This is a genomic window from Pseudomonas sp. RV120224-01b, assembly GCF_003208145.1.
Classification (GTDB): domain Bacteria; phylum Pseudomonadota; class Gammaproteobacteria; order Pseudomonadales; family Pseudomonadaceae; genus Aquipseudomonas; species Aquipseudomonas monteilii.
In genome coordinates this window covers 212,527-225,841 of sequence record NZ_QKMQ01000001.1, presented here as the reverse complement: position 1 = coordinate 225,841, position 13,315 = coordinate 212,527, and the positions used below count along the sequence as shown (strand labels likewise).

The window sequence follows — 13,315 nt, the reverse complement described above, 5'->3', positions numbered from 1 at the left end:
GTCGGGCTCCGGTCAGTCGCGTGGGCGCAAGTCGATGCACACCGAGTTGATGCAGTAGCGCAGGCCGGTCGGTGGCGGGCCGTCGGGGAACACATGCCCCAGGTGCGCGTCGCAGCGGGCGCAGGTAACTTCGGTGCGGATCATGCCGTGGGAGGTGTCACGGATCTCGATCATCGCGCTGTCCTCGATCGGTGCGTAAAAGCTTGGCCAGCCGCAGCCGGAATCGAACTTGGTCTGCGCATCGAACAACGCCAGGCCGCAGCAGATGCAATGGTAGATGCCATCGCGGCGCTCGCTGTTGTACTTGCCGCTGAACGGCCGCTCGGTGCCCTTGAGACGGCATACCTGGTACTGCTCGGGGTCGAGCATCGACCGCCATTCATCCAGGGTTTTTTCGATCTTTTTCATGCAGGAACCTCGGCAGGCTTAATTTCACCCCGCACCGTCTTTTCCGGGGCGCGGGTGGCACGTATATTAGTTGGCTTCGTGTGCCAGGCGTTCAGTCTGGCACCCGCTTCCTGCCGTTTCAAACCTTTCGGCGTGGGTGGCGTGTTTTCTCATATCGGGATCCCATCATGCAGTTCAGCAAATCGAACAAGCTCGCCAATGTCTGCTACGACATTCGCGGCCCAGTGCTCAAGCACGCCAAACGCCTGGAAGAGGAAGGCCACCGCATCCTCAAGCTGAACATCGGCAACCCGGCGCCGTTTGGCTTCGAGGCGCCGGATGAAATCCTCCAGGATGTCATCCGCAACCTGCCCACCGCGCAAGGCTACAGCGACTCCAAGGGCCTGTTCAGCGCGCGCAAGGCGGTGATGCAGTACTGCCAGCAAAAGGAAATCGAAGGCGTCACCATCGAGGACATCTACCTCGGTAACGGCGTGTCCGAGCTGATCGTCATGTCGATGCAGGCGCTGTTGAACAACGGCGACGAAGTGCTGATCCCGGCCCCCGACTACCCGCTGTGGACCGCCGCCGTGAGCCTGGCCGGCGGCAAGCCGGTGCACTACCTGTGCGACGAGCAGGCCGACTGGTTCCCCGACCTTGAAGACATCAAGGCCAAGATCACCCCGAACACCAAGGCCCTGGTGATCATCAACCCGAACAACCCGACCGGCGCGGTGTACTCCAAAGCGCTGCTGCAAGGCATGCTGGAGCTGGCCCGCCAGCACAACCTGGTGGTGTTCTCCGACGAGATCTACGACAAGATCCTGTACGACGAAGCCGTGCACATCAGCACCGCCTCGCTAGCCCCCGACCTGCTGTGCCTGACCTTCAACGGCCTGTCCAAGTCGTACCGGGTGGCGGGCTTCCGTTCCGGCTGGCTGGTCATCTCCGGGCCCAAGCACCACGCGCAAAGCTACATCGAAGGCATCGACATGCTGGCCAACATGCGCCTGTGCGCCAACGTGCCGGCCCAGCATGCCATCCAGACCGCGCTGGGCGGTTACCAGAGCATCAACGACCTGGTGCTGCCGCCAGGCCGTTTGCTGGAGCAGCGCAACCGCACCTATGAACTGCTCAACGACATCCCGGGCGTGAGCTGCGTGAAGCCGATGGGTGCGCTGTATGCGTTCCCGCGTATCGACCCGAAAGTGTGCCCGATTCTCAACGACGAGAAGTTCGCGCTTGACCTGCTGCTGTCGGAAAAGCTGCTGATCGTGCAGGGTACGGCGTTCAACTGGCCGTGGCCGGACCACTTCCGCGTGGTGACCTTGCCGCGCGTGGATGACCTGGAAGCGGCGATTGGGCGGATTGGTAATTTCCTGCGGACTTATTCGCAGTAAGTGATGGCCAAGGGGGGCGCTTTGCGCCCCTTTCGCGACACAAGGCCGCTCCTACACACGGCCTTGCAGTCTCACAGGATGTTTCTTACATCCTGCAATGCTCTATCCCACAGCCCCCGCGCCATCCTCTGCCATACTCCGCCGTACACAGTTTGAAATAGTCGCCCGATTGAATCGGCGCGGCAGGCCCCTTATATACCCCGCAGTAAGCGACAATTCATCCGTCAGGAGAACGTAACAACCATGATGCGCATTCTGTTGTTTGTGGCCACCAACCTCGCGGTGGTGCTGGTTGCAAGCATTACCCTGAGCCTGTTCGGTTTCAACGGGTTCATGGCGGCCAACGGGGTCGACCTGAACCTCAGCAGCCTGCTGGTGTTCTGCGCCGTGTTCGGCTTTGCCGGCTCCCTGGTCTCGCTGTTCATCTCCAAGTGGATGGCGAAGATGAGCACCGGCACCCAGATCATCAGCCAGCCGCGCACCCGCCACGAGCAGTGGCTGCTGCAAACGGTCGAAGAGCTGTCCCGTGAAGCCGGCATCAAAATGCCCGAGGTGGGTATCTTCCCGGCGTACGAGGCCAACGCCTTCGCCACCGGCTGGAACCGCAACGACGCGCTGGTGGCCGTGTCCCAGGGCCTGCTGGAGCGCTTCTCGCCCGATGAAGTGCGTGCGGTGCTGGCCCACGAAATCGGCCACGTGGCCAACGGCGACATGGTCACCCTGGCGCTGGTGCAGGGCGTGGTGAACACCTTCGTGATGTTCTTCGCCCGCATCATCGGCAACTTCGTCGACAAGGTCATCTTCAAGAACGAAGAAGGCCAGGGCATTGCCTACTACGTGGCGACCATCGTTGCCGAGCTGATCCTGGGTATCCTGGCCAGCATGATCGTGATGTGGTTCTCGCGCCGCCGCGAATACCGCGCCGACGAAGCCGGTGCACAACTGGCCGGTACTTCCGCCATGATCGGCGCCCTGCAGCGCCTGCGCGTGGAGCAAGGCCTGCCGGTGCACATGCCTGACACCATGAAGGCCTTCGGCATCAACGGCGGCCTGAAGCACGGCCTGGCCGGGCTGCTGATGAGCCACCCGCCACTGGAAGACCGTATCGAAGCCCTGCGCCGCCGCGGTTGATCCACCTGGCAATGCAAAAAAGGGCGACTTCGGTCGCCCTTTTTTGCGTTTGCCTGTACCGGCCTCTTCGCGGGCAAGCCCGCTCCCACAGGTACTCCACAGCTTTCAAAGGCTATGCAGTACCTGTGGGAGCGGGCTTGCCCGCGAAAGGGCCGGCGAAGGCTACGCATCTGTCAGCGGATAATGCGGTACACCCGCTCCAACAAACTCGAAACCCCGGCCTGCGAAAATTTCGGGCTTTCCTGTATAAGCTCCACAGCCCCCAGCTCGTCCACCTGCCACCTGGCAAACCCCTGCCGCACCTCTTCATCCCCCACCGAAAACGGCGGCCCGTCCAGCAGCGCCTGGTCATAATCCAGCGTCACCAGCAGCCCCCGACAGCTCATCGGCAACGATGCAGACAAAGCCTCCATGTACTTCGCACGCATCTGCGGCGGCAGCGCAATCAGCGCAGCCCGATCATAAAGCCCCACGCAATCGCCAATGTCCTGCGCGCGCAATGCGAAGAAATCGCCACACCACAGCTCGACGTCACCCTGGCGCCATACCTCGAATGCGCCTTGCTGACGCACCTCGGGTTCAAGCCCATGCTCACGGAAAAAATCCTCCACCGCCCGCCGCGACAGCTCCACGCCCAACACGCGATACCCCTGCCCCGCCAGCCAGGCCAGGTCCAGGCTTTTGCCGCACAGCGGCACCAGCACGCGGCTGCCTGGCGCCAGGCCCAGTGCTGGCCAATGCGCTTGCAGATAAGGATTGACCTGCCCCTGGTGAAAACCGATCTGGTTGTCGGCCCATCGTTTGTGCCAGAACGCTGGCTCCATGGTTGCTCCTTGTTTATCGAGTAAACCGATAGAAAACGCGTAAAACTTGCGATGGATATCGATCAGTTTCTGATCGAAGATGAGTGCATCTTAACCTTCAGGACCTCGCCATGCTGCCCAGCCTGTTCATCTCCCATGGTTCCCCTATGCTCGCCCTGCACCCCGGTGCCAGCGGGCCGGCCCTGGTCGGGCTGGCCAACAGCCTGCCAAGGCCGAAGGCCATCGTGGTGGTGTCGGCGCACTGGGAAAGCCGTGAACTGCTGGTGACCAGCAGCGCGCAACCCGAAACCTGGCATGACTTCTACGGCTTCCCGCCGGCGTTGTACGCCGTGCAGTACCCGGCGCCGGGCGAGCCTGCGCTGGCTGCCAAGGTAAGCGAACGGCTCACGAACGCCGGCCTGCCGGCCCGGCTGGATGCGCAACGGCCGTTCGACCACGGCGCCTGGGTGCCGCTGTCGCTGATGTACCCGGATGCGAGCATTCCGGTGGTGCAGGTATCGCTGCCCAGCCGCATGGGGCCGGCGCTGCAGGTGAAGGTAGGCCAGGCGCTGGCGGGGCTGCGTGGCGAAGGTGTGCTGCTGATCGGGTCGGGCAGCATCACCCATAACCTGGGCGAGCTGGACTGGCACGCCGGGCCGGATGTGATCGAGCCCTGGGCGCTGGCATTCAGGGATTGGGTGGTGGAGCGGTTGCAGGCAGATGACCAGGCGGCGCTGATGGATTACCGGCAGCAGGCGCCGTATGCGGTGCGCAACCATCCCAGTGATGAGCATTTGCTGCCGTTGTTCTTTGCCCTTGGGGCTGGTGAGAGGTTTGGGGTGGTGCACCAGGGGTTCACCTTGGGGGCGCTGGGGATGGACATTTATCGGTTCGACTGACGGGCCCTATCGCCGGCAAGCCAGCTCCCACAATATTCGACGCTGTGGTACTCCTGTGGGAGCTGGCTTGCCGGCGATGAGGCCCTCACAGGCAAAAAAAATCCCCAGCCAAGGCCGGGGATTTTTTCATTGCGCCAGGATCAATCCTCGCGGTAGCGACGCAGCTTCAGCTGCTTGCCAGCCACGCGGGTGTCCTTGAGCTTGGACAGCAGCTTCTCCAAGCCATCTTCCGGCAGCTCGACCAGGCTGAAGCTGTCGCGCACCTGAATACGACCGATGGCGTCACGGGCCAGGCCACCTTCGTTGAGGATCGCGCCCAGCAGGTTCTTGGCAGCGATGCCGTCACGGGCACCCAGGGCAGTACGGCAACGCACACGGCCTTCGGCCAGCGGCATCGGCGCACGGCGCTCACGGTCGCCACGGTCTGGGCGCTCGCCACGCTCACCGCGCTCGGTACGCTCGCCACGCGGGGCAAAGCTAGGCACCAGCGGCTGCTCACGCTCTACCGCTGCCAGGTCCAGCGCCTGGCCATTGGTGGCCTTGCGCAGCAGGGCCGAAGCCAGGGCACGGGCACTGCAACCCAGGTCGGTGGTCAGGCGGTCGAACAGGTCGCCGTGGGTGGCTTCGGCTTCGGCTACCAGCGGCGCCAGGCTCGAAGTCAGCTTCTTGATGCGGGCATCCAGCACGGCCTGGGCATTCGGCAGGCGGGCTTCCGCTACCTTCTGACCGGTCACACGCTCGATCACCTGCAGCATGCGGCGCTCACGCGGAGTGACCAGCAGCAGCGCACGGCCATCGCGACCGGCACGGCCGGTACGACCGATACGGTGTACGTAGGACTCCGGGTCGTACGGCATGTCAACGTTGAACACGTGAGTGATGCGCGGTACGTCCAGACCACGTGCAGCGACGTCGGTGGCGACGACGATGTCCAGGCGGCCATCCTTGAGCGAGTCGATCACGCGCTCACGCTGGTTCTGGGCGATGTCGCCGTTCAGCGCGGCAGCCTTGTAGCCCTTGGCTTCCAGCGCGGCGGCCAGGTCCAGGGTGGCTTGCTTGGTGCGCACGAAGGCGATCAGCGCGTCGAACTCTTCCACTTCCAGCAGACGCAGCACAGCCGGGATCTTCTGGTCGGCGTGGACCATCAGGTGGGCCTGCTCGATCGCGGTAACGGTCTGGGTCTTGCTCTGGATCTTGACGTGCTTGGGCTCACGCAGGTGGCGCTCGGCGATCGAACGGATCGACGAAGGCAGGGTTGCGGAGAACAGTACGGTCTGACGGGTAGCCGGGATTGCGTCGAAGATCACTTCGAGGTCGTCCATGAAGCCCAGCTTCAGCATCTCGTCGGCTTCGTCCAGTACCAGGTACTGCACGGTCGACAGGACTTTTTCGTCACGACGCAGGTGGTCACACAGGCGGCCCGGGGTGGCCACCACGATTTGCGCGCCGTTGCGGATTGCACGCAGCTGTGGGCCCATCGGGGCACCACCGTACACGGCAACCACGTTCACGCCTGGCATCTGCTTGGCGTAGGTTTCGAAAGCGGTAGCAACTTGCAGCGCCAACTCACGGGTTGGCGCCAGGATCAGGGCTTGCGGTTCGCGCTTGCTCACATCGATCTTGTTGAGGATCGGCAGGGCGAAGGCAGCGGTCTTGCCGGTGCCCGTCTGCGCCTGGCCGATCATGTCGTGACCGGCGAGGATGATCGGGATCGATTGTTGCTGAATGGCGGACGGCTCTTCGTAGCCGGTCGCCAGAACGGCAGCAACAATATTCGGATTAAGATCGAGAGCGGCGAAGCCGCCGGTTTCCTGGGTCATGGGTCTGCCTCTAGGTGCATCCGCAAAGACCCATGCTCCAAAGCTGCACATGCCTTGAAAGACCGTCAGGTCACCCAGGCAGCTTTGGCGGCGGGGATTTGCGAAAACGATTGAAAAAGAAAACGTGGGAAGGTCCGCCTAGCGGACGTGCAGCCGAAGCTGGACTCGGAGGATTTGCACCACCTGATTTTGAGGTCCGCTAAAAGACCGGCGCGTACTATACCCGAAATCGTGCGGGGACGTGAGGAATATTTTCGCAGTGAAAGGCCATTGTCGGGCCATCAGTTAGCGGGAGCTGAATCGTTATTTCCCTGAAGACTGACGCGGTCAGGTAGCCGGCCGAATCTCGCGGATCAGCCCCTCAAGGCTATACCCCAACCGCGGTGCCAGCGCCTCGGCACGCGCCCGCAACCCTTCCAGGTCCAGCGATTGTTCCAGATCAGCCGGCACCAGCAAGATCACATTGCCCTCCTTCACCGGCAGCTCCCAGTAATGCCGGTGGTACAACCCACGCAGCAACGCCGCACCCAGCGGCTTGCCATCATCGGTGGCCCACTGGTTGATCACCAGCCAACCGCCCGGGTTCAGCTGCTGCTGGCAGTTCTCCAGGAAGTTCCACGCCAGGTGCCCCACGCCCGGCCCGTGGTCGGTGTACAGGTCGACGAACAGCAGGTCAGCCTTCTCCGCCGTGGGCAGCAACTCCAGGGCATCGCCGATGCGCACATACAGCCGAGGGTCGTCATCCAGCCCCAGGTACTCCATGGCCAGGCGCGGCACGTCCGGGCGCAGTTCGATGGCTTCGATGTCTTCCAGCGGCAGGAACTTCATGCAGGCCTGGGTCAGCGTGCCGGCACCCAGGCCAAGAAACAGCGCGCTCTCGGGCTGTTCGTGGCACAGCGCCCCCACCAGCATGGCGCGGGTGTAGTCGTACTCCAGCCAACTCGGGTCGGCCGTGAACACACAGCTTTGCTCGATGGCATCACCGAATTCCAGAAAGCGGTAGTCGTCTACTTCGTACACGCTGATGACGCCAAACGCGTCCTCTACCCGTGCCAGTAGCCGCTCTTCCCGTTCCGCCGTCATGCTTACCACCCGCCCGCGCAAAAACGCGCATTGTCCGTCAACACCCTCGATGCAACAAGCGCAGCGCCAACTGTTACCATGGCCCATAGCCTACAACCGACAAGACCGAGCCCGAGATGAACCAACCGTGGAGCCCTGACAGCTGGCGCGCCCTGCCGATCCAGCAGCAACCGACCTACCCCGACGCCGCGCACTTGCTGAAGGTTGAACAAACCCTGGCCAGCTATCCGCCGCTGGTGTTCGCGGGCGAGGCACGCGAGCTGCGCCGGCAGTTTGCCGAGGTGACCGAAGGGCGCGCCTTCCTGCTGCAGGGGGGCGACTGCGCCGAGAGCTTCGCCGAGTTCTCGGCGGCGAAAATCCGCGACACCTTCAAGGTGCTGCTGCAAATGGCAATCGTGATGACCTTTGCCGCCGGCTGCCCGGTGGTCAAGGTAGGCCGCATGGCCGGCCAGTTTGCCAAGCCGCGCTCCTCGGGCGATGAAACCATCGGCGATATCACCCTGCCCGCCTACCGTGGCGACATCGTCAACGGCATCGGTTTCGATGCCAAAAGCCGCATCCCCGACCCGGATCGCCTGCTGCAGGCCTACCACCAGGCCACCGCCAGCCTCAACCTGCTGCGCGCCTTTGCCCAGGGCGGCTTTGCCGACCTGCACCAGGTGCACAAGTGGAACCTGGACTTCATTGCCAACTCGGCGCTGGCAGACAAGTACCACCAGCTGGCCAACCGCATCGACGAAACCCTGGCGTTCATGCGCGCCTGTGGCCTGGACAGCGCGCCACAACTGCGTGAAACCAGCTTCTTCACGGCCCACGAAGCACTGCTGCTGAACTACGAAGAAGCCTTCGTGCGCCAGGACAGCCTGACCGGCGACTACTACGACTGCTCGGCGCACATGCTGTGGATCGGCGACCGCACCCGTCAACTGGACGGTGCCCATGTGGAGTTCCTGCGTGGGGTGCACAACCCGATCGGGGTCAAGGTCGGCCCCAGCATGAACCCTGAAGAGCTGATCCGCCTGATCGACACGCTCAACCCGGCCAACGACCCCGGGCGCCTGAACCTGATCGTGCGTATGGGCGCGAGCAAGGTTGGCGACCACCTGCCGGGGCTGATCCGCACCGTCGAACGCGAGGGGCGAAAGGTGCTGTGGAGCTCGGACCCGATGCACGGCAATACCATCAAGGCCAGCACCGGCTACAAGACCCGCGACTTTGCGCAGATCCTGGATGAAGTGAAGCAGTTCTTCCAGGTACACCAGGCCGAGGGCAGCCATGCCGGCGGCATTCATATCGAGATGACCGGGCAGAACGTCACCGAATGCATCGGCGGCGCCCGGCCGATCACTGAAGATGCGTTGTCTGACCGGTATCACACCCATTGTGACCCACGGATGAATGCCGATCAGTCGCTGGAGCTGGCATTCCTGATTGCCGAAACGCTCAAACAGGTGCGGCGCTGAGTAACGCCAGGCGCAACTGGCTGCCCTCCGTGCGCGGGCAGTTCAGTTGCACGCTCGCCAACCCGAGCCAGTTGGCAAGGCGCAGCAGGTTGCCGGCCAGGGCCTGGTAACCCTGCTCGTCCAGCCCCGGCGGCTCGACATGCACGGCATGCACCGCCAGCCGGCCCTGGGCACGCTCGGCGCGCAGGTCCACCCGCGCGGCGATGCGTTCGCGGTACAGAAACGGCAGCACGTAGTAGCCGTACACCCGCTTATGTACCGGGGTGTAGATTTCAAGGCGGTAGCGGAAGTCGAACAGGCGTTCGGTGCGGTTACGCTCCCAGACCAGTGAGTCGAACGGCGACAGCAGCGCGCTGGCTTCGATGCACCGGGGGATGCGCGGCGTGCCGGCGCAGTAAGCAGGTTGCTTCCACCCCTGCACCTCAACCGTTTGCAAACGGCCGTCGGCCACCAGTTCGGCCAGCGCCGCCTTGCCTTGCCCGGGTTCCAGGCGGAAGTAGTCACGCAGGTCGCGTTCGGTGGCCACACCCAGGGCAGCAGCTGCGTGCAGCATCAAACCCTGATGCGCCTCGGCCTCCCGGGGCAATGGTTGGTCAAGAACCGCCCGGGGCAGAACCTTGTCCGGTACATCGTAGAGCCGCTCGAAACCACGCCGGCCCGCCACGGTCACTTCGCCGGCAGCGAACAGCCACTCCAGCGCGTGCTTTTCCTCGCTCCAGTCCCACCATGGCCCGGCCCGTTCCTCACGGGTAGACAAGCTGCCTGCGCCAAGGGCGCCTTGCTCACGGACGGCGGCCAGCACACGGGCGATCACGTCCTGGCGTTCACGGCCAAACTGCGCCAGCTGGCGGTAGATGCCTCGGCCATCGGCGGCATGCGCCATGCGCCAGCGCAGCAGCGGGTACAGGCTCATCGGCAGCAATGACGCTTCGTGTCCCCAGTACTCGAACAACTGCCGCTGACGGCCTTGGCCCCAGGCGAGTTGATCGAGGGTCGCTGGCGAGTAGTCGCCCAGGCGCGAGAACAGAGGCAGGTAGTGCGAGCGGACCAGGGCGTTGACCGAATCGATCTGCAACACACCCAGGCGATGCAACATGCGCTTGAGGGCCGCCAGGCTCGGGGCGGCTTCCGGCGGCTTGCCGAAACCTTGGGCAGAAAGTGCCAGACGACGGGCCTGGTTGATGGACAGCTGGAGGGGCAAGCTTGAACTCCTTGTTGTTGCTGTTCCGGCCCTTTCGCGGACAAGCCCGCGAAAGGGCCAGTAAACCCACCGACAAACGTAGCCTATTTTCGCAGCGGGTCATCCCAGAAAGGCCGCTCGGCCTCTTGCTGGATATCCGCCCGGCTCAGCCCCAAATCATGCAAGGTAGCATCGCTGAGGGCGGCCAGTTCTCGCCGCTGGCGGTACAACTCCAGCCAGCGCACCGGCCGCTGCAGGGCCACATGCCACAGGTGGTTCAGGGAGAAGGCAGGTTGCTGGATGCTGCTGACATGACCTTTCATCGTGAAGCCCTCCGTGTTGGATGGCCTCAGTCTCGCGCCGGGCTTAAGATCAATCCAACGAATGTTTCTGATGCCATGCATCTCGGAGATTGATGCAATGTCCCAGTACCAGAGCCTCGATGCAGACGTGCTGCGCACCTTCGTCGCCATCGCCGAGCAAGGCGGTTTCACCCGCGCCGGTGAGGTGGTCAACCGCACCCAGTCGGCGGTGAGCATGCAAATGAAACGCCTGGAAGAAGACATTCTGCAGCGTCAGCTGTTCGAGCGTGACGGCCGCCAGGTCAGGCTCACCGCCGAAGGCCAGGTGTTGTTGGGCTATGCCCGGCGCATCCTCAAGCTGCATGGCGAGGTGTTCAACACCTTGCGCATGCCGCACATGGTCGGGCTGGTGCGCATCGGCACGCCAGACGACTACGCCATGCGTTTTTTGCCGACCATTCTGTCGAGCTTTGCCCAGGCCTACCCGCTGGTGCAGGTGGAAGTGCATTGCGACTCGTCCAAACAGCTGATGCTGCGCCAGGACCTGGACCTGACCATCGTCACGCGTGAGCCGGGCAACGAGGTTGGCCAGTTATTGCGCCAGGAACGCCTGGTGTGGGCCGCCGCCGAAGGCTTTTGCCCGCAAGAGCAGCGGCCGATGCCTGTGGCGCTGTTCAATACCGACTGCTTCTGCCGAGCCTGGACGTGCAATGCACTGCAAGCGCAGGGCATCGACTACCGCATCGCCTATACCAGCCCCAGCCTGGCGGCGATCTTTGCCATTGTCACGGCGGGCTTGGCGGTAACGGCGCAATTGCAGAGCCTGATTGGCGGGAACATCCGCATCCTGGGCGAACAGGACGGGTTGCCGCAGCTGCCCATGGCCAATGTGATGCTGTTGCGCAACACCCAGACCCAGTCCCCCATCACCGACTGCATGGCCGATTACATTGTCGAAGGGTTCAAGTAATTGGGGGCCGTTTTACGGCCCCACAATCTCAAAGTTCAAACCCGAGCATCACCGCGCACACCACCAAAAACACACAAAACATCGCCCGCAATACCCTCTCGGGCAGCGCATGGGCCAACTTCACCCCCCAGCTGATACTGAGCAAACCGCCCACCGCCAGTGGAATCCCCACGCCCCAATCAACACTATGGTGCACGCCATAGGTCACCAGCGTGACCAAGGTGCTCGGCGCCGCCAGCGCCAGCGACAACCCCTGAGCCACCACCTGGGTGGTGCCAAACACACTGGTCAGGATCGGCGTCGCCACCACCGCCCCGCCGACACCGAACAACCCGCCCATGGTGCCGGCAAAGCTGCCCAGCACGCCCAGCCACGGCCAGGCATAGCGCAGTTCGGCACTCGGCGGCGACACTTTCATGAACATCCGTGCCACGTTCCACACCGCCAGCGCTACCAGAAAGCCGACAAAACCCAGGCGCATGGAATGCGCATCCAGCCCCACTGCCCAGATCGACCCCAGCCAGGCAAACAGGAAGCTGCACGCCGACAGCGGCACGGCATGGCGCAGCTCGATGCGGTTGCGCTGGTGATACCGCCACAGCGCCAGCAGCACGTTCGGCACCACCATCACCAGCGCCGTCCCCTGCGCCAGTTGCTGGTCCAGGCCGAACAGCACGCCCAGCGCCGGAATGGCGATCAGCCCGCCGCCAATGCCGAACAGGCCCCCCATGGTGCCCAGGGCAGCGCCCAGCACGATATACAACAACCACTCGATCATCAGGGCCTCGTCCGCCTGTACAGATATTGCGAGCATGCTAACGATTGCGGGCTGGCGGGGAAACGCACAGCAGCGCACAATGGCTGTGCGCATTTCGCAAAAGCAAGGCAACCATGAGCCCCGATGCCCTCACCGACCAGCTGAGCCTGTTCCTCGATGTGCTGGAGACCGGCAGTTTTTCAGCCGCTGCCCGCCGCCATCCGCTGACCCCGTCTGCGGTGGCCCGACGCATCGACAACCTGGAAACCGCCGTGGGCAGCCGTCTGTTCACCCGCAGCACCCACGCCGTGCGCGCCACCCCTGCGGGCAATGCGTTTGCCGAACGGGCCAGGCGCATCATCGAGGAACTGCGCCTGGCCCGTGCCGAAGCGGTATCGCTGAGCAACGCCCCGGAAGGGCTGATCCGCATCGACGCCCCCGCCGCGTTCGGCCGCCGCCATCTTGCACCGGCCATCGCCGACTTCCTGGTGGCCTACCCTGGCCTGGACGTGCAACTGCGCCTGATCGACAGCTTCGTCGACCTGCATGGCAGCCACCTGGGCGAGGTCGACCTGGTACTGCGTGCCGGCCCCCTGGCCGACACCCGCCTGGTGGCTACGCCGCTGGCCTACATGGTACGCATTGCCTGCGCCAGCCCGGCTTATCTGGCCAGCCGAGGCATCCCTACCTGCCCCAGCGAACTGCCCGGGCACGACGGCCTGGACTGGGACGGCCTGGCACCGCCGTTCGCCTGGCGCTTCAACGTAGCCGGGCAAACCCGCCTGTACCGCCCGGCGCGCATGCGCATGGCCGCCAACAATGCCGAAACCCTGCTGTTCGGCGCCCTCGCCGGCCTGGGTGTTGCCCACCTGCCCACCTGGCTGATCAGCGAATACCTTTTGCGCGGCGAACTGGTCCCGCTGTTTTGCGATGGCGGCCTGCCCGAAGCCGAAACCAGCGGTATTTATGCGCTACGCCTGGAACACAAAACGAACTCTCGCAGCCGTTTGCTGCTCGAATTCCTCAAGAGCCGCTTCAGCCCGGTTCCCCCCTGGGACCTGGCCTTGCGCAGTGAACTGCGCGAGTAATGCGCGCACTAATGATCAGCGAGCCAGAATTC

At 63.6% G+C, this 13,315-nt stretch carries 12 protein-coding genes and 1 pseudogene; 6 read left to right on the top strand and 7 right to left on the bottom strand.

What is annotated here, in order from left to right; translation table 11 throughout:
* Positions 1-12 precede the first annotated feature (12 nt).
* The gene (gene msrB / locus N436_RS01115) at positions 13-408 is read right to left on the bottom strand and encodes a peptide-methionine (R)-S-oxide reductase MsrB (RefSeq protein WP_016715103.1); all 396 of its coding nucleotides are present in this window, start codon (positions 406-408) and stop codon (positions 13-15) included.
* Between the two features lie 167 nt (positions 409-575).
* On the opposite strand from msrB, the gene N436_RS01110 reads away from it, so the two are divergent.
* Complete coding sequence (locus tag N436_RS01110; protein WP_110740214.1) at positions 576-1,787, top strand: pyridoxal phosphate-dependent aminotransferase; 1,212 nt, start codon at positions 576-578, stop codon at positions 1,785-1,787.
* Positions 1,788-2,030: 243 nt separating this feature from the next.
* A complete protein-coding gene (gene htpX, locus N436_RS01105; RefSeq protein ID WP_012271122.1) occupies positions 2,031-2,918 on the top strand; it encodes a protease HtpX in 888 nt (295 codons plus the stop codon).
* Between the two features lie 173 nt (positions 2,919-3,091).
* On the opposite strand, the gene N436_RS01095 is transcribed toward htpX, so the two are convergent.
* The gene (locus tag N436_RS01095) at positions 3,092-3,742 is read right to left on the bottom strand and encodes a thiopurine S-methyltransferase (RefSeq protein WP_110740213.1); all 651 of its coding nucleotides are present in this window, start codon (positions 3,740-3,742) and stop codon (positions 3,092-3,094) included.
* A 110-nt stretch (positions 3,743-3,852) separates the two neighbouring features.
* Between N436_RS01095 and N436_RS01090 the strand changes: the two genes are divergently transcribed.
* A complete protein-coding gene (locus tag N436_RS01090) occupies positions 3,853-4,620 on the top strand; it encodes a class III extradiol ring-cleavage dioxygenase (RefSeq protein ID WP_110740212.1) in 768 nt (255 codons plus the stop codon).
* 140 nt (positions 4,621-4,760) lie between these two features.
* Here the strand turns inward: N436_RS01090 and N436_RS01085 are convergent.
* Together N436_RS01085 and N436_RS01080 are read right to left on the bottom strand one after the other, a co-directional pair.
* Positions 4,761-6,474: pseudogene (locus N436_RS01085) on the bottom strand (DEAD/DEAH box helicase).
* Between the two features lie 293 nt (positions 6,475-6,767).
* A complete protein-coding gene (locus N436_RS01080) occupies positions 6,768-7,523 on the bottom strand; it encodes a spermidine synthase (RefSeq protein WP_016715097.1) in 756 nt (251 codons plus the stop codon).
* Positions 7,524-7,639: 116 nt separating this feature from the next.
* Here N436_RS01080 and N436_RS01075 point away from each other — a divergent pair, with 116 nt between their 5' ends.
* Positions 7,640-8,986, top strand: coding sequence for a class II 3-deoxy-7-phosphoheptulonate synthase (locus N436_RS01075; RefSeq protein WP_016715096.1), 1,347 nt, complete (start codon positions 7,640-7,642; stop codon positions 8,984-8,986).
* Here the strand turns inward: N436_RS01075 and N436_RS01070 are convergent.
* Entirely contained in the window at positions 8,967-10,187 is a 1,221-nt protein-coding gene (locus N436_RS01070) for a winged helix-turn-helix domain-containing protein (protein WP_105945390.1), read from the bottom strand. The two genes, N436_RS01075 and N436_RS01070, sit on opposite strands and share 20 nt — an antisense overlap.
* An 83-nt stretch (positions 10,188-10,270) precedes the next feature.
* Entirely contained in the window at positions 10,271-10,489 is a 219-nt protein-coding gene (locus N436_RS01065) for a DUF1127 domain-containing protein (protein ID WP_105945391.1), read from the bottom strand.
* A 97-nt stretch (positions 10,490-10,586) separates the two neighbouring features.
* Between N436_RS01065 and N436_RS01060 the strand changes: the two genes are divergently transcribed.
* On the top strand, positions 10,587-11,438 hold the full coding sequence (locus tag N436_RS01060) for a LysR substrate-binding domain-containing protein (RefSeq protein WP_110740415.1): 852 nt from the start codon (positions 10,587-10,589) through the stop codon (positions 11,436-11,438).
* Between the two features lie 28 nt (positions 11,439-11,466).
* On the opposite strand, the gene N436_RS01055 is transcribed toward N436_RS01060, so the two are convergent.
* A complete protein-coding gene (locus N436_RS01055; protein ID WP_110740211.1) occupies positions 11,467-12,216 on the bottom strand; it encodes a sulfite exporter TauE/SafE family protein in 750 nt (249 codons plus the stop codon).
* Positions 12,217-12,329: 113 nt separating this feature from the next.
* On the opposite strand from N436_RS01055, the gene N436_RS01050 reads away from it, so the two are divergent.
* Complete coding sequence (locus N436_RS01050; RefSeq protein WP_105945392.1) at positions 12,330-13,283, top strand: LysR family transcriptional regulator; 954 nt, start codon at positions 12,330-12,332, stop codon at positions 13,281-13,283.
* Positions 13,284-13,315: the final 32 nt, after the last annotated feature.

Excerpts from the sequence above, each read along its gene's own strand:
- msrB (WP_016715103.1), bottom strand. The coding sequence starts at position 408 with ATGAAAAAGATCGAAAAAACCCTGGATGAATGGCGGTCGATGCTCGAC.
- N436_RS01050 (WP_105945392.1), top strand. The coding sequence starts at position 12,330 with ATGAGCCCCGATGCCCTCACCGACCAGCTGAGCCTGTTCCTCGATGTG.
- N436_RS01110 (WP_110740214.1), top strand. The coding sequence starts at position 576 with ATGCAGTTCAGCAAATCGAACAAGCTCGCCAATGTCTGCTACGACATT.
- N436_RS01080 (WP_016715097.1), bottom strand. The coding sequence starts at position 7,523 with ATGACGGCGGAACGGGAAGAGCGGCTACTGGCACGGGTAGAGGACGCG.
- htpX (WP_012271122.1), top strand. The coding sequence starts at position 2,031 with ATGATGCGCATTCTGTTGTTTGTGGCCACCAACCTCGCGGTGGTGCTG.
- N436_RS01060 (WP_110740415.1), top strand. The coding sequence starts at position 10,587 with ATGTCCCAGTACCAGAGCCTCGATGCAGACGTGCTGCGCACCTTCGTC.
- N436_RS01065 (WP_105945391.1), bottom strand. The coding sequence starts at position 10,489 with ATGAAAGGTCATGTCAGCAGCATCCAGCAACCTGCCTTCTCCCTGAAC.
- N436_RS01095 (WP_110740213.1), bottom strand. The coding sequence starts at position 3,742 with ATGGAGCCAGCGTTCTGGCACAAACGATGGGCCGACAACCAGATCGGT.
- N436_RS01090 (WP_110740212.1), top strand. The coding sequence starts at position 3,853 with ATGCTGCCCAGCCTGTTCATCTCCCATGGTTCCCCTATGCTCGCCCTG.
- N436_RS01075 (WP_016715096.1), top strand. The coding sequence starts at position 7,640 with ATGAACCAACCGTGGAGCCCTGACAGCTGGCGCGCCCTGCCGATCCAG.
- N436_RS01055 (WP_110740211.1), bottom strand. The coding sequence starts at position 12,216 with ATGATCGAGTGGTTGTTGTATATCGTGCTGGGCGCTGCCCTGGGCACC.